Below are 20,972 nucleotides of genomic sequence, written 5' to 3'. Positions count from 1 at the left end.
TGAAGCAACATGTGGAAAATCGGCGTTATTGGAACGGGATATTGGTCGGAGAAACATATCAAAGCATGGCAGTTTATCTCGGATGCAGAAATCAAAGGATTTTGTGATCGAAATAAAGGCTTACTTTTTGAAAAAGCAGATCAATTCCATGTCCCTACTGAATATTGTTATACCAGCCTGGAGGAGATGCTAAGCGAAGCGGATATTGATGTCGTGGACATCATTACACCTCCTGAGACACATCTGGAACTGGTTCGACTGGCGGCCGCAGCCGGAAAACATATTATGTGCCAAAAACCTTTTGCCCGTTCTGTTGAGGAAGCTGAGCAGATAGTAAGTATTGCTGAAGCAGCAGGAGTCAGACTTATGGTGACAGAAAATTGGCGTTGGCTTGAACCTTTTCAAATTATAAAAAAAATTGCTGGCAGAGAATATCGTTGGAAATATGAATGTTATACGTTATACGCATACCGATTTTTATTCACCGAGGTTTGCTCCGGAAAAAGAGCTGCCGCAGCCATTTTTCAGAGATATGCCCAAGCTTTTGTTTTATGAAATGGGAGTTCATTGGCTGGATACTTGGCGTTTCTTATTCGGTGAACCTCGGCGTTTGTATGCGGAAACCAAGCGGGTCAGTCCATACACACAAGGAGAAGACACGGGCATTATCATGTTAGGTTATGAACATTATTTCGGTCTTATGGACATGAGCTGGGCGACTCGCAGGGAACTGGATGGGCAGCTGTCGGAACAGGTTCTTCCCGATCATAAAGAACAACTGGTGATTGAAGGCGATGAGGCTACCCTAAAACTGTACAACACAGGTAAATTATGTCTCATTAATAATCAGGGAGTCGAAAAAGTATTGGTTGAAAAGACTGAATTAAACTATGAGGAAAGCCATAAAAAGCTACAGGCTCATTTTATAGATTGCCTCAACACGGGAAAAGAATTTCAAACGAGTGGTCACGACAATATCAAGACCCTTCAGCTTGTATTCGACACCTATGACAGCGCAGAAAATCATAAAGTTCATGTGTATTAAGAGGCAACAGGATGTCCATTAACGATATTGTGATGTATGTTATCGCTCTTTTTTTAGTGTTGGGTGCATTGGATCAATGTTTGGGAAATCGCTGGGGTTTGGGACAAGCCTTCAACAATGGGTTTATGACCATGGGCTCTCTTGCTCTGGTCATGATAGGGATTGTTTCCTTGGCCCCTGTACTGGCCGCGTGGTTGATCCCCATTGTTTCACCGTTATATGTGGCAATGGGTGCCGATCCGGCATCCTTTGCTAATACGATATTGGCGGTAGATATGGGGGGATACGCACTTGCGGCAGAAATGGCGCACAGCCAGCAAGCGGGCGTGTTTTCATGGGTTTTTCTAGGGACCATGTTTGGCCCAACGCTCGTATTTACGATTCCGGTTGCCCTCGGCATTTTGGAAAAAGGGGATCATCCATATTTTGCAAAAGGTATCTTGATCGGTATTAGTACCATTCCCGTTGGCTGTTTCATAGGGGGAATGATCGCCGGATTTGACGTGATTATGATTTTAAAAAATCTGATCATTCCCATGCTTCTTTCAATAATCATTATGCTGGGTTTACGTCTATTTACGGAGTATACGATCCGATGGTTCAAGTGGTTTGGTAACGGCATTAGGCTTCTATCCCTTGTCGGTTTGGCAGCGATTGGGGTCGAAACCTTAACTGGATTTGTGATTATTCCCAATATGGCTCCGTTGTCTGTCGGTGTGCAAACGGTTGGAACGATTGCTATTGTATTGGCTGGTGCGTTTCCGTTGGTTGCTTGGATTACAAAAATATTTAAAAATCCGCTTCAACGGGCAGGACGTTTGCTAAACATAGATCCATCGGCTACTGCGGGTCTTGTGGCTAGTCTTGCTCATAATATTCCTACCTTCACTTTAGTTAAAGAGATGGAGCCCAGAGGAAAAGTGATCAGTATTGCCTTTGCTGTCAGTGGATCTTTCGTTCTCGGAGGACATCTTGGCTTTGTAGCTGGAATGGACAAGAATATGGTGATTGCCATGATCGTGGGAAAACTTACAGGCGGGATTAGTGCCGTAATTGTCGCAGTTATTGCACATCCAGCTACTACGAATAGAAAAATAGAAAGCGCATCCAAGAAGGAGTGAACATGATGGATCATAAAAAAACAGCCAAAGAAGTGTTGAGAGCCGTGGGCGGAAATGAAAATGTGAACAGTGTCATTCACTGTGTCACTCGATTGAGATTCAAACTGAAGGATAATCAATTGCCAGATAAAGAAAAGATCAAGCAGATTGACGGTGTCATTACCGTTGTAGAAAGTGGTGGCCAATTTCAGGTGGTCATCGGGAATGAGGTTCCCAAAGTATACGAAGCTCTTTTGGACACCATGGGAGTAAAGCATGGAGATCAGATGGTTGAAGACGATCAAAAAAATGAAAAAGCGAGCCTATTCAGTCGATTTGTCGATGTCATTTCAGGTGTGTTCATGCCCGTTGTGGGTGTGCTCGCTGCTGTGGGGATTCTAAAAGGACTATTGGCCTTATGCACATCCCTGGGCTGGATGACGGATCAGATGGGCACGTATAAAATTTTATATGCGACAGCGGACGCTATGTTTTATTTCTTTCCGGTTATTCTAGGGTTTTCAGCAGGTAAAAAGTTTGGAGGAAACCCGTACCTGTCCGCTGTTTTGGGGGCCGCCTTGGTGTATCCGACCATTACTTCGGCCTTTACGGATAAAACGGCGCTGTCCTTTTTGACCATACCTGTCGTTCTAATTAATTATACTTCTTCTGTTATACCTATCATTATTGGGGCGTTCTTGGCAGCTAAGGTCGAAAAAATGATAAGCAAGTTTGCACCTGCTTCCATTAAAATGTTCATTGTTCCTTTTCTGACCTTGGTCATCATATCACCGATTGTTTTTCTGGTTGTCGGACCGATCGCAACTATTATCAGCGATGGGTTAGCCAAAGGCTCTATGTGGATTTACCAGTTAAGTCCGGCTGTAGCTGGTCTCGTTCTGGCCGGATTCTGGCAGGCTATTATTATCTTTGGTCTCCATTGGGCGTTTATTCCAATTCTCTTGAATAATGTAGTTACGAACGGGTTTGATCCGATTAACGGTATGTTGTTCTGTACTACGTTTGCCCAAACAGGTGCAGCTTTTGCCATTGCTTTGAAATCACGGGACCCTAAATTAAAACCCATCGCCACTTCTGCCACAATTGCGGGTTTGATGGGGGTTACTGAACCAGCTATTTACGGGGTTACGCTCCCCACCAAAAAACCGTTTATTTTAGCCTCGATTGCTGGAGGTATAGGAGGAGCTGCAGCAGGCTTACTCGGCTCAACGGCATATGGATTTGCCTCAGGCGGTATTTTTGGTATACCTCTATTCATTAATCCAAAAGGCATGGATGCAGGCTTCATCGGCTTTATTATATCTTTGGTTGTAGCTTTTGTAGTCGCATTTATTCTGACCTATCTTATCGGTTATAAAAATGCACAATCTGCGTCTGAAATTAAGGTTGCAGATGAAAACAAAGAAGAAGAAAAAACGATATTCAGTCCTCTACATGGTCAATTGATTCCTTTAACCACAGTGAAAGATGAAGCTTTCTCCAGTGGTGCGATGGGTCAGGGAGCCGCAATTATCCCCCGAGAAGGAGTAGCTTACGCACCTTTTAACGGAACTGTTGTTACCGTTTTCAAAACAAAACATGCGATTGGACTGATCTCTGAGGATGGAGTTGAACTGCTCATTCACATTGGAATTAATACGGTCAGCTTGAAGGGAAAACATTTCACTTCCTTTGTGTCTGAAGGAGATACGATTCAAAAAGGGGACAAGCTGGTTGAATTCGATCCCAAAGCTATAGAGGATGACGGATATGATATTACCACATCCGTCATTGTAACCAATACAGCCGTGTACACGGATATTTTAGTTGAAGATTCCAAGGATATTCATGCAGGAGACCGCTTACTAAAGATTAGATAGATTCCAATTCCAATATTCAATAATAAAAAAGGCAAGATAAAGCTGACGATGCCCCGTATATAAAAAGGGTTGTCGTCAGCTTTTTTTTTAATTACCTCACACCTAGCGTGTTCATCATCTGTCTGAAGGAACGCACATATTTATCCGGTGCCAACAGGTTAACGATTCGCGCCAGTCCTTTCTTGCGGATAGATTCGCGTTGAGGTACGTTGTTCATCAGGTCTAGTCCTTGCAGTATCGCCTGCAAGATGTCCCCCTGCTGATAAAATTTACCGGTTTCGTTGTGGTCAATGAATGCTCGTACTCCGTCTGAATCAGAGCTTAATACCGGGCAACGACAGGCCATCGCCTCAGCAACTGCATAGCCGAATCCCTCCACCAATGAGGTCGATAGCAAGTAGCCGCCTGAGTCGCCAATCATGGAGTAATACAGGGGCATATTGGCATGAGGTACGCTTTTAAAACGCTCGATAATGGAGGACATGCCAAGCTGAGTAAGCATTTTTTCGAATTGTATTTTATCCTCCGGCTGTGACAATGTTTCATCATAAAACATCCAGATTCGAAGATCCGCACGGTTTTGCAGCATCCAGTAAGAAATATCGACAAAATGCCTCCAGTTCTTGTTGGGCTCTAGCCGTCCAACCCAGGCAATAACCGGATTAGTTGGAGGAGTGTTAGGTACATAATTAAATACGCTGGTATCCAGCACGTTTGGAAACACATAGCGATTAAGCCATGGACACATGGTGGAGAAAAGATTCACTAAATGAGTCGTATCTGGTAGGAGCACTGCATCGGCGTAATTTTGAAGATACGGAACTGCATCTGCAACAACCCAAGCCGCTTCTTCGTGAGGGCCAAAGCCCTGCGATTCATAGATCAATATCCCCTGATAGCCCAACATTCGCAATCTGGGGAGCATAGGGTAGTCCGAAGAGACGATAATTGCATCGTAGCGATGAGTCTCCACCAGCTTTCGAATTTCTTCTTCAGAGGAAGTCGTGAACACTGGAATATCGCCGTGCAGGTTTTGCATCCCTGTACCCTGCTGATAATAGAGAAGATGACATTCGATCCCGTCCTGAATGAGCGCTTTACAACGCTGGCGGTTCAAGGTTTCTACGCCGCCGCTGGGTATATAAAAAGTAAATAGAACTTTGATCTCAATAACCTCCTTTGCCAACCACAAGCTCTAATACCAAGTTATTCAACCAACAGGACGGGGTGTGGGTTTCTATGGAAGCCTGGATTGAATTAGCGCATAATTATGACTGAGGCGAGAATCTTCCGGGGAGCGTTCTGTTGCTTCTTTCGCAAATTCACATGCTTTGTGTAAAAGGCCTAACTCGTAGCAAGCGAGGGCACCAAGATCATACAGCGTGGCGTCCCAGCAAAAATCCTCTTGCATGTACGTATCCGGTCGTGTAGAAATTTGCAGCGCTTCTTCAACCATATGATAGACGGCGGGCCAGTTCCGCGTATGATAGGCCAGCTGAGCCATTTCCGTGTAAGGTTCACGTAAATACGGTGCTTCCGCAATAGCCCGGTATAACCAACGTGTTGCCTCTTGCCATTGTTCACTTGCTTTATAGGCTCTAGAAATAAAGCGCATCGAAGCACTGCGTTCATCTGCCCAGCGTGCCTGCGGCATGGCAAGATGTTGTTGCAGCGTAGCAATGCACTCGTCCCAACGGCCATGATACATATATTCCCGCCCCAAGTAATGCATGTTGCGGTCATCCTCGGGAAACTCGCGCACAGACTGCTCCAGCAGTGGAAGGTATTGGCTGCGGGACTTGTGCGGATCGGGATCATGATACAAGCGGAGCTGGTCTGATCGGATGTTGCGTTCTTTACCCTCTCCGATATATTCAAGCACCTCGTGAACTGGGCGTACCCAGCGGTACCCGTGACGAGTGTGTATTTTTTCTTTCCAGAACCATGTATAAACGGTATCTTGCCCAGGCTGTCCATGTGTAAAGGCATATAGCATCCGGGTAGTTCCTTCCTTCCAGTTGCGTTCCAGCCGCGACCGCCAACCCTCCTCCCAGACTTCGTCCAGATCCGTACAGACACAAATATCTATATCATCAGGGACCAGCCGTAGGGACTCATTGCGAGCTTTGTCAAAACGCCAAGGAGTTACCTCTATACGATGCACCTCTGCACCCGCTTCGTGTAGCAGGGAAACAGTATCGTCTGTAGAGCCGGTGTCCGCTACAATGACAACATCGGCTTCACGCATGGTGTGCATCCAGCGTTTGGCGAATCGGGCTTCATTTTTGCTAATGGCATAGACAGCTATTTTGTACCGATTCGATTGTTGCATTCCGCTTGCTCCTCCTTTGACTTACTTAAAGATTAAGGGGTGAGTGTGGGGGACATTTTTATTGGGGAGGATTCAGGATTGAGCTGAAGAACTGTCGATTATGCAGGACGTACGGGTCGTTGGGAATGTAAATGGCAGCTTGCTCGTTGTGCCAATTCGCACGTGTGTAATCCTTCATCCGAAAATGGCAAATGCATAGCTGGATATGAGGAAACCACGTTTGGTACGCGTCTTGTACCGGGCCCATCGTGTCGGGAGGATTCAGAGTGGTAGCCATGTCGTACCAGTAAATAGCTTTGGAGATCTCATTTTTATGCAAAAAATAATGACCCATCCGACAGCACAGATCAGCCCTGGGCGTATCGAAGGTCAAACTATGGAGAGCCGCCGTAATGCTTTGCTCCAGCTTGCCAAGCTGTTGTAGACAATCAGCCATTTTGCTACATGCACTAATCGCGTCCTCTGCCCAGCATTGTCCAGTATCCAGAAAATCCTGGTAAACCTGCACAGCCTGCTCATATCTTTTATTGTCTCTTAACTCGTTAGCGTAATAGTAGAGGTCACGAGGAGAGAAGGCATGACCTTGGGCGAGCAATTTCTCATAGATTCGCAGGTTTCGTCCTGGAGAGACCGTGTGTGTTCTAGTGTGAGTTATGGCGATATCGGCATGTTGAATATTCCCGTTTACGGCGAGGTACTCATGCACGGCTCCGTGCCAACGGAACCCGGCTGACCTTCTAACTAAGCGGTTTCGACGAAAATGTAGGGTGACATTGCCATGATCATCAAAGGCATAGTGATAATTCATAGACACGGAATCCACGATTGGTGTGGCTGAGGAATCAAGGGTTTGCTTCAGCTCAAGCAGCTTGACGGCGTCCTGTTCCTTCAAAATATCATCGGCATCCAGCCAGAGAATGTATTCCTGCGTAGCTTGTTCAAACGAATAGTTACGTGCAAGGGCAAAATGATCTACCCATTCAAATGGAAAAATTCGATCTGTAAAGTTGCGACATATGTCAATGGTCTGATCCTGTGAACCCGTGTCCACGATGTTGATTTCATCCATAATAGGATGGATCGATTCCAGGCAACGGCCAATAGTATTTTGATCATTTTTGACGATCATGCACAGGCTGATACTGATCAATTGAGTACCACTCCTTTGGGAACCTTCTAAGGATTCAGGTCGAACATAAAGCTTTATTTATCAAGAGGTCTGATTATAGAAGCCCTGCCGCAATCGCGGCAGGGCAAGGATGACAAAGCCTAAACGGGCTGTGCGGCTTTGTCGATAAGGTATGGTACGTCGCTTAAATATAATATGGTAGAAAAAAGAACGTTAGAGTCCGGTAGGCCCTGTAGGTCCAGTTGGCCCCGTAGGTCCGGTAGGTCCAATCGGTCCTTGTGGACCAGTGTCTCCTGTTGGTCCAATCGGGCCAGTAAATCCAAGGCCAAACGGTCCGGTAGGTCCAGTCGGCCCTGTTGGTCCAGCGGGTCCCGTAGCGCCTGTGTCGCCAATAGGTCCGACAGGCCCGATAGGTCCAGCAGGTCCGGTAAAGCCGGTGGCACCCGTAGACCCGACAGGTCCGGTAACACCTGTGTCACCCGTGGCGCCTGTAGGTCCGACAGGTCCAGTAGCACCTGTATCGCCCGTGGCACCCGTAGGCCCAACAGGTCCGGTAACACCGGTGTCGCCCGTGGCGCCCGTAGGCCCAACAGGTCCGGTAACACCGGTGTCGCCCGTGGCGCCCGTAGGCCCAACAGGTCCGGTAACACCAGTGTCACCCGTGGCACCCGTAGGCCCTGTAGCACCCGTAGGCCCGGCAGGTCCGGCTGGGCCCACAGCTCCAGCTGCACTTGCTTTAACAAGAGCAATAGAATCAATGGCTACATCAGCAGTGTTAGCCAAGGCATTTTTACTAATAACCAAAAAGGCAAAGGCTGCGTTGGCTGGAACAGGAGCTGTTACTTCATACAGGCTTTGCCATGTTCCGTTCACAGCGTCTGGCAATGTGCCTGCGCTCAAATAGGTAGTCAGCCCCGTGCTAAGGAAGCTAAAGGTTGCGTCATAGTAATACAGAAAAATGTTAACTTGAGGACTGGACAGGCTTCCTATTTTTGCAGCTGAGAGGCTTAATGTATAGCTTTCGCCTGGTGCAGCAAAAACGACCTGGGAAAGAGATGCATCTACTGCGCCTCCTGTCAGGATCGCACTATAAAAGTTTGTCTTTTTTACGGATAAGTTAGTGACGGTCACATTTGCAGCGTTCCAAAAAAGGGTAGATCCAGTCTCGAAGTCGCCGTTATTAACTAGATTGGTAAATAGTACGGTCATCGTTTTTTATACACTCCCTTCACACGTTGTAATGATAGTAGATGCGAATCCACGCCGTGGCGAACCGTACAAGTTTACGAGGGCAGATGCGCATTTCCATGTTCACATTTTAGACACATTATTTTAAGCTTCTATTTAAGTGACGTTAAGCTGGAGTTATATGTGGGGGGGTATCATTAGAATTTAAAAGTGTAGCATGAAGTGCGAGGAGACCGCTCCGCGAAGGCTTTGAGCTTCCGATCGCTGTTGCAGTAGGATTCTTCTTTGATTAGATAAGACATATAAAGGTAAGAATCCTACAGCAAAGGCGAACGCTAGCGCTTCTCCAGCTTCAAATCCTTCGCTTCGCTGCTACCTGCTTCCCATGCAACATTTTGGGGGAGGGGAACAGCAGGGAGGAGACCGCTTCGCGAAGGCTTTGGGCTTCCGATCGCTGTTGCCGTGGGATTTTTCTATGATCAAATAAGACATATAAAGGTGAAAATCCCAAGGCAAAGGCGAACGCTGGCGCTTCTCCAGCTCCAAATCCCCCGCTTTGCTGCTACCTGCTTCCCATGCAACATTTTGGGGGGAGGGAAGTAGGGGAGCAGCAGGGAGAAGATTACGATAAAGGAAAGGGTGGAACATGTGCTCAAAGTGCAGCAGGTAAGCAAGTGGTATGAAGGCAACCGGGGTGTACATAAGCTGGATTTTGAAATGCAGCGCGGTGAAATTGTTGGTTTCCTGGGACCGAATGGTGCGGGTAAAACGACAACCATGCGCATGATTACAGGGTATCTTCAACCCAACGAGGGAGTGATTACGATTGATGGTATCCCGATTCAGGATAAGGGCAGACAAGCTCGTTCCAAAATCGGTTATCTGCCGGAGACGCCCCCTTTGTATGAGGATATGTCCGTAAGATCCTATTTAAAGTTTGTAGCTAGTATTCGTGACGTGCCTGCGAGAGAGCAGAAGCTGCGTATTTCGGAGATGATTTCCAGGCTAGGACTGAATGGGCGGGAAAAACAATTAGTCCGCAGTTTGTCCAAAGGGTATAAACAGCGCTTGGGACTGGCAGGTGCGATTATTCATAACCCGGATTTACTGGTGCTCGATGAACCGACCTCGGGTTTGGACCCCAATCAGATTTTGGAGATTCGTCAGCTCATTCAGGAGATTGGCGAAAATCATACGGTATTGCTTAGCACACATATATTGCCTGAGGTGGATGCGTTATGCAATCGTGTTCTCATCATTCATGAAGGGAAACTGGTCATGGATGGGCGCCCTGACACGCTCGGCGGTTCGATGGAAGATGGATTCAAGGTGAAGGTAGAGGTTAAAGGCAAGCGTGAGCAGGTGATGGATGTCCTTCGTACTTGGGGAAAAGTAGAGGTTGAATCTATGGCGACCACGCTGCCTTCAGCGAACACGGAGCTAAGTGCCGCAGAGTCAGATATGACTGGATTGCTACTCACAGGAGCCTCCGGTGAGGATTTTCGCGAAGAACTATTTTATGTGCTGTCTGATGCGAAGCTTCCGATTTTGGAGATGAAAAAAGAAAGCCTTAGCTTGGAAAATATCTTCCAGCAGTTAACGACACGCGAGACGGAAGAAGGTCAGGTCGACGATCCAGCAGTACAAGACCTACATTCCTCGAAGAATGCAGCCCCTACGGCTATCACGGTGGAGCATGGAGATGCTGCGTCCGGGGACGATAAGGCCGAAGAAGATAAGGATACAGGAGGTAATCGGTCATGAGGCGTTTGTTCGCGGTTTGTCAAAAAGAGCTGCAAGCCTATCTGTGGACACCAACGACGTATTTTGCGCTTGCAGTGTACATGCTGCTGACGGGGTTACTTTTTTATACCAATTTTGTTATGTATCAGCCAAGCATTCTGGACTATCGGCTGGTACTCGGTGACACCTTGTCCATGCTGGTGTTCGTCGTCCCATTGCTCACGATGAGGCTGGTTGCGGAGGAATTCAGGCAAGGTACGGATGAACTGCTGCTTACCTCACCTGTGAGTGTGACGGAAATGATCGTGGGTAAATTTTTAGCGTCGTTGGGCATGTTGCTCATATTAGTGCTGTGCAGTCTAGCGTATCCGGTCGTGATGTCCTTTTATGGGTCGCTGGATTGGACGCTGGTATTAACATCTGTGATCGGTCTGTTTATGCTTGGCGCAGCCATGATGGCGATCGGCTTATTCGCTTCGACGCTTTCACAGCATCAGATGATGTCAGCGGTCGTCAGTTTTATTATTTTACTTGTGTTCTGGATGCTGGATTCGTTTGGTGGACAGACGGGTGCATCTGCGGCGGTACAGCAATGGCTGGAACCTTTTTCACTAACCGCACGGTTTGACAGTTTCACCAAAGGATTACTGAATGGAGCCGATGTGATGTACTACGTGACGGTGGCGGTACTCTTTTTGCTATTCAGCATCCAAGTGGTTGAACGGAAACGGTGGAGGTAATGAATATGAAAAAATGGCTGGGTCATACCAATAGTGTGGTACTATCGATTGCTGCTGTAGGGATTTTTATTTTATTGACGTTATTTCTGCGTTCGCTGGGTGGCTTTCAACTGGATCTGACGGCAGGGAAGCAGTATACGCTGTCTGACCAAACGTTGACGACCATCCAGGATGTAAAGGAAGACGTACGATTGATTGCCTTTACCGTATCCACCTCGCAAAATCAGAAGCTGAACCGGGATGTTACGGATATGCTGAATGAATACGCCAAGCGTAACAGCAAGCTCAAGGTCGAGCAATACGATCTGAATCAGGAACCGATACTGGCCAAGCAATATGGTGTTACTGCAGCGTCTATTGTGTTGGTGCAGGGGGAGAAGAAACGGGTTATAGATATTGGGAGTCTATTTACGCAAGCTCAGGGGAGTGGTGAAGGGGCATACCAATTTACGGGGGAAGAAAAGCTGACGAGTGGATTGTTGGGATTATCATCTACCCGTCAAGGAAAAGTGGCCTTTCTAACTGGACATGAGGAAATCCCATTGTCCCAAATGACTGAATTAAGTAGCTCACTGTCACAAGATAATGTGAAAACAGAGGAAGTTCAGCTCAATCAGGCGAGTAGTGTACCCAAAGATGCGTCTGTATTGGCTATTGTTGGACCAGAACGTGATATCAGTGCAACAGAACTGAAGAGTATTCGTACGTATCTGAATGGTGGCGGAAAGCTTTTTATGGCACTAGGCTTTCACCCGAACATGGGGTCCGATTGGAAAAACCTTGATGCATTAGCGGCTGATTATGGAGTGAAGGACACTCATGCCATCGTGGTGGATCAAGAACAGACGAATACACTTGGACCGCTATGGACGGTTCCTACCTTCGGCAGTCATGCGATCACCGATAAGTTGGCGGCTTCCAATCTGTACCCTGTTCTTTCATTGTCTATTGCTTTGCAGGCAGGAGAGCAGAAGGATTGGAAGACGACGCTTTTGATGAAATCTTCTGGAGCTAGCTATGGTGAAACGAATATCCAAGGTCTGCTGAACAACGAAACACAGAAGGATGACAAGGACCCGCAGGGGCCGCTGGATCTCGGTTATGCGGTAGAAGGGAAAGACGGCAAGCCCAAAGCCGTTATTCTCGGAACGTCTGCCCTCTTAAGCGACACTGAGATCGGCACAGGAGGCAATCGAGACTTTGTGCTGAACAGTCTGAATTATGTGCAGGAGCATTCTGATGGGCTCACTATTCGTCCTCGTCAGGAGCAGGATTATAAGGTAGCTTACTTGACTCCTGCACAAGCGAAAACGATATTGACCATATCTGTCATCGGATTGCCGTTGCTGTTCGCGGTCATCGGAATCTTATTATGGTGGAGGCGAAGAAGAGCATGAGAAAATGGATACCCACAGTGCTGCTGTTAGTTGTATTGGGAGCGGGTATAATCTATGCAAAGAGCCAAAACTTTTTTCATGAACAAGCGCCGGCTGCTCGTCAGCTGATTCAGCTTACGCAAGAGAATATTACGTCTTTCGCAATCACTGGAAAGGACGGCAAGTCGGTGGAACTAGAACAACATGATGGCCAATGGAGTATGAGCAAGCCACGGACTTACCCGCTAAACCAATATACAATAGACCATTGGCTAGCGGCGATTCAAAATGTAAAGTTGGGTGAAGTGGTGGAATCTTCCCCTACAGACGTAGCCAAATATGGGATCTCCGCTACCCATGATCAGATTGAGATTAAGACCAAGCAGGGTGACGTTCGTACCTTTGCTTTCGGTGAAACGTTGCCTTCCGGAGATGCTGTTTATGTATTATCAGACAAAAAAGAGATAGCTTCTGTACCTATAGATACTCTTTCAGGGTTATTGCTGGGTGCTGAAGATTTTATAGATACAACGCCGTTCGATTGGGACGATACCAAGCTGAGCGGAATAGAGTGGGAAGGCCAAAATGCTTCATGGATGCTCAAATCCTCCGGTAACAGCGGGACCGGAGACAGTGCCTCCACATCTTGGACGCTGAACGGAAAGTCAGTAGCCAGCGACACGGCGACTTCCCTCTCGCAGCAGATCAAAAACCTGGCCAGCAGTCAGGCCTTGCGCAAAGCCTCTGAGCTGAGCAAGCCTGTCCACCGCTTTACGCTAAGTGTATCGCTGGGTAAGGATGATTCCCAGCTGGTCTATCAGGGCTGGACGCTTAAAGATGATCCAGATACCGTATGGGTTGTACCGCCACAAAGTAACTGGGCTTATGGTCTGTCAGTATCTGACGTGAACCGTACTGAACAGAATGCCCACGACCAAGCTCAGGCTGGAAAATAACCATTAGTAATTAAATTAGCTGCACAAAGAGGCTCCAACGGCGGATGATCGTCGTCTGGAGCTTCTTTGTGTTTGTTATTCGTCAGGTTTGCTGCTTTTGGAAGAAGAGTTGTTAGTGTCGTTTAAATCTTGGATTACTTGAATCAGCTCATGAAGTGAGACGTCCAGCTTATCCAGCTTTTCCTCCATCGTGTGCAGGATGTGCCGCAACAAAATAAAACAAAGTCCAGCCGGAAAGCCTACGTTGGTAACCAGAGAAAGAGCATCATCCATTTGCAATGTATTCCCTCCTTTTTAGCCATATATAAAGGAAGGTAAATTAAACGAACCATATACAACCGATTGTAAAAATAGTATAATAAATAAGAACAAATGTTCTGTTTTTGGTTGTAAAATAGGTTTGGAAATTACCCTATAGTATGAGGATTAGAAAAAGTCAAATCCAAAGAGAAAGGGTGATTTACAATGGATCAGTCTCAGCTAACATTGGTAGAACAATATCGAAAGAAGCTGTACCGCATTGCCTGGAGAATCCAGTATCGTGCTCGGGTACAAACCAATCATGAATTTGTAATGGAAAAGAACGAATCCGTCAGTGCCCCATCTTTTACAGAATCTTCAAACTCTCATATGTACACATTACAGCTTATCAACTCTCTATCTTCTGAGATCGGAAAAATGATCATCTTTGACCTTTACATACTAGATAAAACCGAAGCACAGATTGCAAAAGAGTTAAAGCTATCCCAACAGGCGGTGAATAAATGGAAAAAGAAAATGCTGAAAGAGTTATTTCGGATGCTGAGTTCGTCCAATTGCTAAAATTAGTACAAAGTGGAGATCAGGAGGCCATGTATAGGATACTTCAATTGTTCGAGGAAGACATTCAAAAGACCAGTCGATATATTCGTATGTCCCGTGAAGATGCTGTCCAAAGCATTGTGACTGATTTTATAGAAGAACTGCGACAAGAGTTAAAGACAGTGAAAAGTGGACAATGGATATAGCCTTGGCTATCCTTATCCGTAGGTTTACTTATTTAACGGAGGGCTTATAAGTTTATGATTGATAACAGGGCTTCTTTTGAGAAAAGTATGAAGATGTACCCAGTCAACAGTATTCGTTCCAATGTCATCATTCTTGTTTTATTACTGTTAGATCTGTTTCTGGTTATCCCCTTAGTGGGAAATCCATACATTGCAGTTTACGTGTATGTACTGTTGCCACCGATTGTTTTGATAAACATTTGGGCTCTAGTACTGGTCATCATGCCACGCAAATTGCAATTGAATTACATTTTATTCCGTGGTGTATTTGGTTTGATTTGTTCTATGGGCTTCATGATCATGACACAAAAGTTTGCTTATGGCATGTTGGGTCTGGATACTTCATGGTATTTTATAGGTTCTTTTGCCCTTTATGGAGTCGCTTTGTATTACTTTATAAAATATAATTTGGCGAAATTCAAAGATCCTTCAAAACATAAGAAGAAACCAAAAGTTAAGAAAAAAAACAAGAGAGCGCCTGTAGTGACGATCACCACATTTACTGGGGCTGGTTATCTGATAGCGAATGTTTCCCTCGGATTTGCTACACAACAATTAGTTGCCACAGTATTGATCAGTGTATACTCCATGCTGGCATTTGTTCTTTTTCATTTTATTATGGATTTACACCGCTACTATTGGCTTCATAAGCTGAGGAATCAGACAACAGATTGAACACAATGAAAAAAAGCCTGCAAATGCCCCAACTTAATAGGGATTCGCAGGCTTTTTAGGCTGTAGATTTATTTAGTCGACATACTTGTTGCCGTCTGCATCAATATAAATGGATTGAACAGCTGTACGGCGGTACGGATAACCTGCCTCTGTGGTGCCGCTAATTTCATAGGTTACAGAATAGATGCCGGGCTTGTCCGCTTTGGATAGCTCAATTTGCCCATTAGGTTTAACCGTTTTTTGCTGTGCCGTCAAACCTTTAGGTGCAGAAGTGACTCCTTGCTGCGGATCACCATAATATTGAACTTGGTAGGTGACTTGTGTCACGCTGTCCGGGGAATCCTGTGTTTTCAGGTTTAGCTTCGGACCCACTGCATTCAGATTGTATTTCAGTTCAGGAACTTGAACAGCCTGGTAACGTGCAATCAGGAGATACGCTCCTTGATCAGGAACTGTGACGTTCAGTTTATAGGTGCCCGGTTTTGGATTTTGAATGACGGCGTTATGATGCCAGGCACCAGCAAAAATATCGTCATCATAGCCTGCTTTCAGATTAATAATTTCACTAGTACCGTCAGGCTTGGTTAGTTCCAGCTGACTCACACGTTTATCGCTGATCCAGTCCAGATCAATGGATTTGACACCATTTTCAACAGTCAGGGTTTCTGAGGCTTGTCCATTATAATCGCCGCCTCGAATAAAGTATGAATTGTCGATCTCGCTATAGGTGGCTTGTACAGCAGAAGCAGTCAGGGAAGATGCTGAAAGTGATTCAGTTTCCTGATTCAATGCTGGAGTGTTTGCTTGGAGGTAGGGTTGGATCAGGGAGAAAACGTAGGAGCCAGTACGAACCTTGGCATGATCCCAAGATCCGACTTTAACTACACGTCCGCCGGGAAGCTTAGCGTTGTCGACTGTGACCACTCCATCATTCTTACCAAAGGATGAGAGGTAAAGTCCGCCCATTATGTAGGAAGCAGTGCCGCCAGACCAGTTATCACCAGCAAACGTGAAGAATGGAATTGTAGTCGCATTACTGAGTGCATCGGTCTTGGATCGGAAATACTTCATATAAGATGTTTGTAAAGTGGAGGTACCGGGATTTTGTGAGCCGACGATATCTGCCAGCCATCCGGCCCAGCTACTGTAGGCGAGATCTGCAAGTTGTGAGCCATGATGAGGACTGCTGAGGGTGATGACACGTTGTACATAGGGAGCGGCTCCGTTATATACGAGAGCGGTTTGAGTATCCACTCCACCTTTGCTGTGGGCGATAACGATAAGTTTTTTTCCAAAGTGATTACTGATGACCTTAATTTTGTCGGCCAGAAGCTTACCATTGTCCCACATATCTTGGGAGGTGCCATTTGTATCGTACAGATTAATGGTGGCTGTCTGGTATCCGGCGTCACGTGCACGCTGAAGCATATCGTTATTATTCTTGGTCCAGACTTCAGCACTACTGTTCAAACCATGTACGAACAAAAGTGCTGGCTTGGTAGGATCAACGCGATTAGGTGATGGGCCTTCTACCCAGCTTCCAGCGGGATCTTTCGGGGGTTGGGGGGTAGTGGAACCTGCAAAAGCGCCGACGGGGACAAGAGTTATTGATAACAAAAAAATGAGCATTAAAACAGTGATCTTTTTCAAACTGAAAATCCTCCTTTGTAAAATAAAGTATTTTTCAAGCTTATTATACATGCCATCTTGTGGTAAATCATCAATTGTATTTCATATTTACATTAAAATTTTATTTTTTTAGTCATTTTTTAGTCAGGATATCCCCATGATCCATGGCGCATGATAATCTCGTCACACATTTTATATGTATGGAGGATGAGTTCATGCCAGGAACTAAGAAGGTCATTAGTTTGACGATTTCTGCTGCTTTACTTGCAAGCATGGCTACTTTGACAGGATGTGGGACTGCGAATCATAACGTCCGCACGAACGCTACCCGCTATAACGCACAAAGCACGCACCATATGGATGGAGTGAATCGTTATGGCTTGGATGGTGTGAACCGTAATGGTATGGATGGTGTGAATCGTTATGGGGTTAAGTCGAATGGTATGGACGGGATGTCATTGAATGAAAATGGCAACCGAACCGGACATCCAGTCCGTAATCTGCAAGTCGATCGCAATTTGTCCAAACGTATATCCGAGATGCCGGATGTAAAGTCTGCGACAGTGCTGGTCGGTGAACGACATGCCTATGTAGCCGTTTCCTTGAAAGACCAAGCCAACGGAACAGGTGTCGGTGCTCCAAGTATTGACGGTACTCCAAGTGCAAACAGTACTGGACGTAACGGGAATGTACCGAGTGTGAATGGCGTTAATGGCACTAGAGGAAACCGTACTACGGATACTACAACGCCTGGAATGACAGACAATGGAGTTACCGGGAATGGAACACCTGCGCGTCGTGATGACGGTTTATTTGGTACGATGGGTACAGGATCGTACGGTATGTTGCGTGGCTTAACGGACAACAACAATCGCACAGATAACGGAAACACCACAATCGAGGGAGCAAGAACTGCATATGAACCAAGTGATGCAGTCAAGAGCCGTATCGCGAATAAAGTGAAGCAATTTGCACCTTCGATTGAACAGGTACATGTATCCGCTAACCCGGACTTTGTCAAACAAGCCACTGACTTTACACACAGTGTGCAAAATGGTCATCCGATTAGAGGCTTGAGCAATGGTATGATGGATGTAATTGAACGTGTATTCCCGACCTCGGCGGCTGATACAAACCGTCCAATGAATAATACAGCACCCACACGTCCACAAAATCATACCCCTGCCCCGATGAATCATCGCTAATTCAAACCCTATAATTGTGCAATGCCAAAGAAAGAGCTATCCATCTCAGCGAATACGCTGGTGGATAGCTCTTTAGTTTTGGGGGAATGATAACTATAACTGAATTATTTGCGCAATCCTTTAATCCATACGCCTTGCAGCTTTAAGTCTCCATCCAGTAACAGGATATCTGCTTGTTTACCTGCTTCAAGCGAACCTGTACGATCAGCAATGTGCAAGGATCGAGCCGGATTCAGGCTGGCCATTTGTGATGCCGCAGGAATACTCATACCCACGTGTTGAACCAAATACCGGAAGCCTTCAATCATCGTTAGTGTGCTTCCGGCCAATGTGACGCCATCCTCCAGTCGTGCTACATCGCCCTGCACAATCACTGGCAAATCGCCGAGTGTATATTTCCCGTCTTCGAGACCAGTAGCAGACATGGCATCGGTGATGAGAATGAGATTATGATCCTGTTTTAACCTAGCGAGCAGGGAAATGGCGGCGGGATGCACATGAATGCCGTCCGCGATGATTTCTGCTTCAATGCGCGGATCAGCAAGTACGGCTCCGGCGGCTCCCGGCTTGCGATGATGCAACGGAGTCATCGCATTAAACGCATGCACCGCATGGTTCAGCCCTGCCGTCGCTGCCTGTTCAACCTCTTCATACGTAGCATCCGTATGACCGAGAGCTGCGGTAATGCCATGGCTGCGCAGCCATGCAATCAGTTCCAGCGCTCCTTCCCGTTCGGGCGCAAGCGTGAGCTGGCGAACAAGGCCCGGGTAGCGCTGCTCCCATTCTGCTACCCATGAGAGATTCGGTGGCACGATATGTTCCGGGTTTTGCGCTCCCGGCCACTTCGGACTGATGAACGGTCCTTCCAAATGTACGCCCTCCAACTGAGCATAGGGCATAGGTAGTGCCATGTATGCGTGAACTTCACTCAATACCCGGTCAATCTGTTCCTTGGGCGCGGTCATCGTGGTAGCCAGCATAGCTGTCGTACCTTGTGAACCGTGAAAGGAGGTGATCGTATCCAGCACCCTCGGATCGGAGTCCATAAAGTCCTCACCGTTCCCGCCGTGAACATGAATATCAATAAAGCCTGGCAGCAGATAGCCTCCTTCCAAACGCACAATTTTGGCGGTTTTCGCTGCGCTTTCTTCCTGATTTGCGAAGACTAACGCTGTCCAATCGGCGGGCAAATTCGCTTCTGAACCAGCGTATACAATGGATTGCCCCTCAATGACGACAACCCCTTTTTCAATGATGTCATTCCCAACGACAACTTGCCCATACAGTAGCTGGGGTACGGTACCACTCATTTCATCTGACTTCAATTGAACCATTCTCCTGCCTCCTGATCTAATAAAATAAGTACGTTGGGATGGCATTGCAGCAGGGAAGCCGGACACGCTGTCGTGACGGGTCCAGTTAAAGCCTGCTTTATAATGTCAGCCTTATCCGCACCAAAAGCCACCAGTATAATTTGCTTCGCCTTAAGAATCGTGCCTACTCCCATCGTAACTGCTTGCCTGGGTACAGCATCTATTTCGCCAAAAAATCGAGCATTCGCCGAGCGCGTACTTTCTTTTAAATCTACAACATGTGTAGCTCCAGCCAAGCTGTGACCAGGTTCGTTAAAGCCGATATGTCCATTATGACCAATGCCAAGCAATTGCAGATCCACGGGGCCATGATCCAGAATAGCCTGCTCGTGCGCTGCACATTCTGCTGCCAGATCCAGTGCATTCCCGTCAGGGACACGTGTGTGGGATATCGGAATATCGATATGTTGGAACAAGTGCTCATTCATAAAGCTTCGATAGCTCTGCGGATGTTCTGGGGGAAGACCAACATACTCATCAAGATTCACGGAATAGGCGCGTGCAAAACTGACCTGTCCCTTGCGGTACATATCTGCAAGATGTCGGTAAATGCCAATCGGCGTACTACCGGTGGCCAGGCCAAGCATGGCCTGTGGTTTGGATTGCAGCAAGCTAGCGATCACAGCGGCGGCAGTAGCGTTCAGGTCTTCACGGCTGTTCAAAATGCGTATGTTCATCTTAGTGACCTCCCGGTTGTTTTTTGAGCTTGCTCACTTGTTGATATGAACCTTCCAATCTCGGAATATATTTGTCAAAATCCGCGCTCACCATACCTGTAAACAGAATATCTATGATATGAAGCTGGGCGATGCGGGAGGCCATATCCCCACGTCGCATTCCTTCCTCCAATGAGGAGGAAAATAGCGCAATATCCGCAAGGCCTGCCAGCGTGTTGTTTCCGAAGGAGGTCAGGGATAGTGTCTTGGCCCCTTGTTCCTTGGCGCAGCGTAGAGCCGCAATGGTCTCCTGGGTTTCTCCTGAATAAGAGACGGCAAAGGCGACATCTCCCACTCCGAGCGAGGAGGCAGAGGTAATCTGCATATGTGAATCTGCAAAGGCAGTGCTGTTCTTGCCAATACGGATGAGCTTCTGGTAAAAATCCTGCGCCACAATCGACGATGTCGCCATCCCATAGAGATCAATGCGGCTCGTGGCTGACAGCCATGCAATAGCCTGCTCCAGCTTGTCGTAATCCAGCAGTCGGGTCGTGTCTGCAATGGATGCGGTGTGGTTCGCCTGAATAGCTTGCACGATTCGGGGAAGTGAATTTCCGGCGACAATATCCTGATAGGATTCTTCACCATTACGGTTGGAATGGGACAACTCGGCGGCCAGCTTCATTTTGAAATCGGGATAGCCTTTAAAATGTAGTGATTTGCAAAACCGCGTAACGGTCGCTGCACTCACACCACAACGCTCTGACAGCTCCCGAATACCCAGATGTAACACATCTTCCGGGGATTGCAGGATGGATTCCGTCAGCTTGCGCTCCTGTACGGGAAGCAGCTCCAGTCTTTGGGCTAATGTATGAAGAATGGGGGACATGAGCTGTGCT

General features: G+C 46.8%; 21 protein-coding genes. 12 read left to right on the top strand and 9 right to left on the bottom strand.

Translation table 11 applies throughout. The features are described 5' to 3' along the window. Positions 1-9 precede the first annotated feature (9 nt). The 4 genes from ACWA2B_RS12790 to ACWA2B_RS12775 are packed head-to-tail and all read left to right on the top strand — an operon-like array spanning position 10 to position 4,025. Entirely contained in the window at positions 10-555 is a 546-nt protein-coding gene (locus tag ACWA2B_RS12790; protein ID WP_449292262.1) for a Gfo/Idh/MocA family protein, read from the top strand. Beyond that, positions 446-1,045, top strand: coding sequence for a Gfo/Idh/MocA family protein (locus ACWA2B_RS12785; protein ID WP_449292261.1), 600 nt, complete (start codon positions 446-448; stop codon positions 1,043-1,045). The genes ACWA2B_RS12790 and ACWA2B_RS12785 overlap by 110 nt, the downstream gene beginning before the upstream one ends. A gap of 11 nt (positions 1,046-1,056) precedes the next feature. Continuing rightward, positions 1,057-2,166: an ethanolamine utilization protein EutH gene (eutH, locus tag ACWA2B_RS12780; RefSeq protein WP_029518308.1), complete on the top strand. Its 1,110-nt coding sequence runs from the start codon at positions 1,057-1,059 to the stop codon at positions 2,164-2,166. Positions 2,167-2,171: 5 nt separating this feature from the next. Beyond that, on the top strand, positions 2,172-4,025 hold the full coding sequence (locus ACWA2B_RS12775) for a beta-glucoside-specific PTS transporter subunit IIABC (protein ID WP_069012668.1): 1,854 nt from the start codon (positions 2,172-2,174) through the stop codon (positions 4,023-4,025). Between the two features lie 91 nt (positions 4,026-4,116). Here the strand turns inward: ACWA2B_RS12775 and ACWA2B_RS12770 are convergent, their stop codons facing one another. The 4 genes from ACWA2B_RS12770 to ACWA2B_RS12755 all read right to left on the bottom strand — a co-directional run bounded on the left by ACWA2B_RS12770 (position 4,117) and on the right by ACWA2B_RS12755 (position 8,695). Then, entirely contained in the window at positions 4,117-5,211 is a 1,095-nt protein-coding gene (locus ACWA2B_RS12770; RefSeq protein ID WP_029518310.1) for a glycosyltransferase family 4 protein, read from the bottom strand. A gap of 51 nt (positions 5,212-5,262) precedes the next feature. Continuing rightward, positions 5,263-6,357, bottom strand: a complete 1,095-nt coding sequence (locus ACWA2B_RS12765) for a tetratricopeptide repeat-containing glycosyltransferase (protein WP_069012658.1) — start codon at positions 6,355-6,357, stop codon at positions 5,263-5,265. Between the two features lie 58 nt (positions 6,358-6,415). Then, positions 6,416-7,507 (bottom strand): glycosyltransferase, encoded by a 1,092-nt coding sequence (locus tag ACWA2B_RS12760; RefSeq protein ID WP_449292260.1) that lies wholly within the window; start codon positions 7,505-7,507, stop codon positions 6,416-6,418. Between the two features lie 192 nt (positions 7,508-7,699). Further along, on the bottom strand, positions 7,700-8,695 hold the full coding sequence (locus ACWA2B_RS12755; protein ID WP_449292259.1) for an NTTRR-F1 domain: 996 nt from the start codon (positions 8,693-8,695) through the stop codon (positions 7,700-7,702). Positions 8,696-9,322: 627 nt separating this feature from the next. Between ACWA2B_RS12755 and ACWA2B_RS12750 the strand changes: the two genes are divergently transcribed. From ACWA2B_RS12750 to ACWA2B_RS12735, 4 genes are read left to right on the top strand one after another with little or no spacing between them, the layout of a single operon-like run. Beyond that, positions 9,323-10,438: an ABC transporter ATP-binding protein gene (locus ACWA2B_RS12750; RefSeq protein WP_029518314.1), complete on the top strand. Its 1,116-nt coding sequence runs from the start codon at positions 9,323-9,325 to the stop codon at positions 10,436-10,438. Next, positions 10,435-11,157, top strand: a complete 723-nt coding sequence (locus ACWA2B_RS12745; RefSeq protein WP_029518315.1) for an ABC transporter permease — start codon at positions 10,435-10,437, stop codon at positions 11,155-11,157. Before ACWA2B_RS12750 ends, ACWA2B_RS12745 begins: the two co-directional genes overlap by 4 nt. Positions 11,158-11,162: 5 nt before the next feature. Further along, positions 11,163-12,554 carry a GldG family protein gene (locus tag ACWA2B_RS12740; protein WP_449292258.1) on the top strand — a complete coding sequence of 464 codons (1,392 nt, stop codon included), beginning with the start codon at positions 11,163-11,165 and terminating at the stop codon, positions 12,552-12,554. Next, positions 12,551-13,489: a DUF4340 domain-containing protein gene (locus tag ACWA2B_RS12735; RefSeq protein WP_165148670.1), complete on the top strand. Its 939-nt coding sequence runs from the start codon at positions 12,551-12,553 to the stop codon at positions 13,487-13,489. The genes ACWA2B_RS12740 and ACWA2B_RS12735 overlap by 4 nt, the downstream gene beginning before the upstream one ends. A gap of 75 nt (positions 13,490-13,564) precedes the next feature. On the opposite strand, the gene ACWA2B_RS12730 is transcribed toward ACWA2B_RS12735, so the two are convergent. After that, positions 13,565-13,762: a YvrJ family protein gene (locus tag ACWA2B_RS12730; protein WP_230585117.1), complete on the bottom strand. Its 198-nt coding sequence runs from the start codon at positions 13,760-13,762 to the stop codon at positions 13,565-13,567. Positions 13,763-13,954: 192 nt separating this feature from the next. On the opposite strand from ACWA2B_RS12730, the gene ACWA2B_RS12725 reads away from it, so the two are divergent. From ACWA2B_RS12725 to ACWA2B_RS12715, 3 genes are read left to right on the top strand one after another with little or no spacing between them, the layout of a single operon-like run. Next, positions 13,955-14,311 carry a hypothetical protein gene (locus ACWA2B_RS12725; RefSeq protein ID WP_029518319.1) on the top strand — a complete coding sequence of 119 codons (357 nt, stop codon included), beginning with the start codon at positions 13,955-13,957 and terminating at the stop codon, positions 14,309-14,311. Next, complete coding sequence (locus ACWA2B_RS12720; RefSeq protein WP_241081071.1) at positions 14,305-14,496, top strand: helix-turn-helix domain-containing protein; 192 nt, start codon at positions 14,305-14,307, stop codon at positions 14,494-14,496. The genes ACWA2B_RS12725 and ACWA2B_RS12720 overlap by 7 nt, the downstream gene beginning before the upstream one ends. A 54-nt stretch (positions 14,497-14,550) precedes the next feature. Then, positions 14,551-15,210, top strand: coding sequence for a hypothetical protein (locus ACWA2B_RS12715; RefSeq protein ID WP_039272637.1), 660 nt, complete (start codon positions 14,551-14,553; stop codon positions 15,208-15,210). A 72-nt stretch (positions 15,211-15,282) separates the two neighbouring features. Here the strand turns inward: ACWA2B_RS12715 and ACWA2B_RS12710 are convergent, their stop codons facing one another. Next, complete coding sequence (locus tag ACWA2B_RS12710) at positions 15,283-16,860, bottom strand: esterase/lipase family protein (RefSeq protein ID WP_449292257.1); 1,578 nt, start codon at positions 16,858-16,860, stop codon at positions 15,283-15,285. Positions 16,861-17,054: 194 nt separating this feature from the next. Between ACWA2B_RS12710 and ACWA2B_RS12705 the strand changes: the two genes are divergently transcribed. Continuing rightward, a complete protein-coding gene (locus ACWA2B_RS12705; protein ID WP_029518322.1) occupies positions 17,055-18,044 on the top strand; it encodes a YhcN/YlaJ family sporulation lipoprotein in 990 nt (329 codons plus the stop codon). A gap of 104 nt (positions 18,045-18,148) precedes the next feature. Here the strand turns inward: ACWA2B_RS12705 and nagA are convergent, their stop codons facing one another. From nagA to ACWA2B_RS12690, 3 genes are read right to left on the bottom strand one after another with little or no spacing between them, the layout of a single operon-like run. Next, positions 18,149-19,369: an N-acetylglucosamine-6-phosphate deacetylase gene (gene nagA, locus ACWA2B_RS12700; protein WP_081317555.1), complete on the bottom strand. Its 1,221-nt coding sequence runs from the start codon at positions 19,367-19,369 to the stop codon at positions 18,149-18,151. After that, positions 19,366-20,094 carry a glucosamine-6-phosphate deaminase gene (gene nagB / locus ACWA2B_RS12695; RefSeq protein ID WP_340956678.1) on the bottom strand — a complete coding sequence of 243 codons (729 nt, stop codon included), beginning with the start codon at positions 20,092-20,094 and terminating at the stop codon, positions 19,366-19,368. Before nagB ends, nagA begins: the two co-directional genes overlap by 4 nt. A 1-nt stretch (position 20,095) precedes the next feature. Beyond that, a complete protein-coding gene (locus tag ACWA2B_RS12690; protein ID WP_069011015.1) occupies positions 20,096-20,962 on the bottom strand; it encodes a MurR/RpiR family transcriptional regulator in 867 nt (288 codons plus the stop codon). Positions 20,963-20,972: the final 10 nt, after the last annotated feature.

It is taken from the genome of Paenibacillus sp. CMM36, from assembly GCF_053570945.1.
The sequence above is the reverse complement of the archived record's forward strand: the minus strand, read 5'-3'. Positions and strand labels throughout refer to the sequence as shown.

Excerpts from the sequence above, each read along its gene's own strand:
- ACWA2B_RS12790 (WP_449292262.1), top strand. The coding sequence starts at position 10 with ATGTGGAAAATCGGCGTTATTGGAACGGGATATTGGTCGGAGAAACAT.
- ACWA2B_RS12785 (WP_449292261.1), top strand. The coding sequence starts at position 446 with ATGAATGTTATACGTTATACGCATACCGATTTTTATTCACCGAGGTTT.
- eutH (WP_029518308.1), top strand. The coding sequence starts at position 1,057 with ATGTCCATTAACGATATTGTGATGTATGTTATCGCTCTTTTTTTAGTG.
- ACWA2B_RS12775 (WP_069012668.1), top strand. The coding sequence starts at position 2,172 with ATGGATCATAAAAAAACAGCCAAAGAAGTGTTGAGAGCCGTGGGCGGA.
- ACWA2B_RS12765 (WP_069012658.1), bottom strand. The coding sequence starts at position 6,357 with ATGCAACAATCGAATCGGTACAAAATAGCTGTCTATGCCATTAGCAAA.
- ACWA2B_RS12755 (WP_449292259.1), bottom strand. The coding sequence starts at position 8,695 with ATGACCGTACTATTTACCAATCTAGTTAATAACGGCGACTTCGAGACT.
- ACWA2B_RS12745 (WP_029518315.1), top strand. The coding sequence starts at position 10,435 with ATGAGGCGTTTGTTCGCGGTTTGTCAAAAAGAGCTGCAAGCCTATCTG.
- ACWA2B_RS12740 (WP_449292258.1), top strand. The coding sequence starts at position 11,163 with ATGAAAAAATGGCTGGGTCATACCAATAGTGTGGTACTATCGATTGCT.
- ACWA2B_RS12735 (WP_165148670.1), top strand. The coding sequence starts at position 12,551 with ATGAGAAAATGGATACCCACAGTGCTGCTGTTAGTTGTATTGGGAGCG.
- ACWA2B_RS12730 (WP_230585117.1), bottom strand. The coding sequence starts at position 13,762 with ATGGATGATGCTCTTTCTCTGGTTACCAACGTAGGCTTTCCGGCTGGA.
- ACWA2B_RS12725 (WP_029518319.1), top strand. The coding sequence starts at position 13,955 with ATGGATCAGTCTCAGCTAACATTGGTAGAACAATATCGAAAGAAGCTG.
- ACWA2B_RS12715 (WP_039272637.1), top strand. The coding sequence starts at position 14,551 with ATGATTGATAACAGGGCTTCTTTTGAGAAAAGTATGAAGATGTACCCA.
- ACWA2B_RS12705 (WP_029518322.1), top strand. The coding sequence starts at position 17,055 with ATGCCAGGAACTAAGAAGGTCATTAGTTTGACGATTTCTGCTGCTTTA.
- nagB (WP_340956678.1), bottom strand. The coding sequence starts at position 20,094 with ATGAACATACGCATTTTGAACAGCCGTGAAGACCTGAACGCTACTGCC.
- ACWA2B_RS12690 (WP_069011015.1), bottom strand. The coding sequence starts at position 20,962 with ATGTCCCCCATTCTTCATACATTAGCCCAAAGACTGGAGCTGCTTCCC.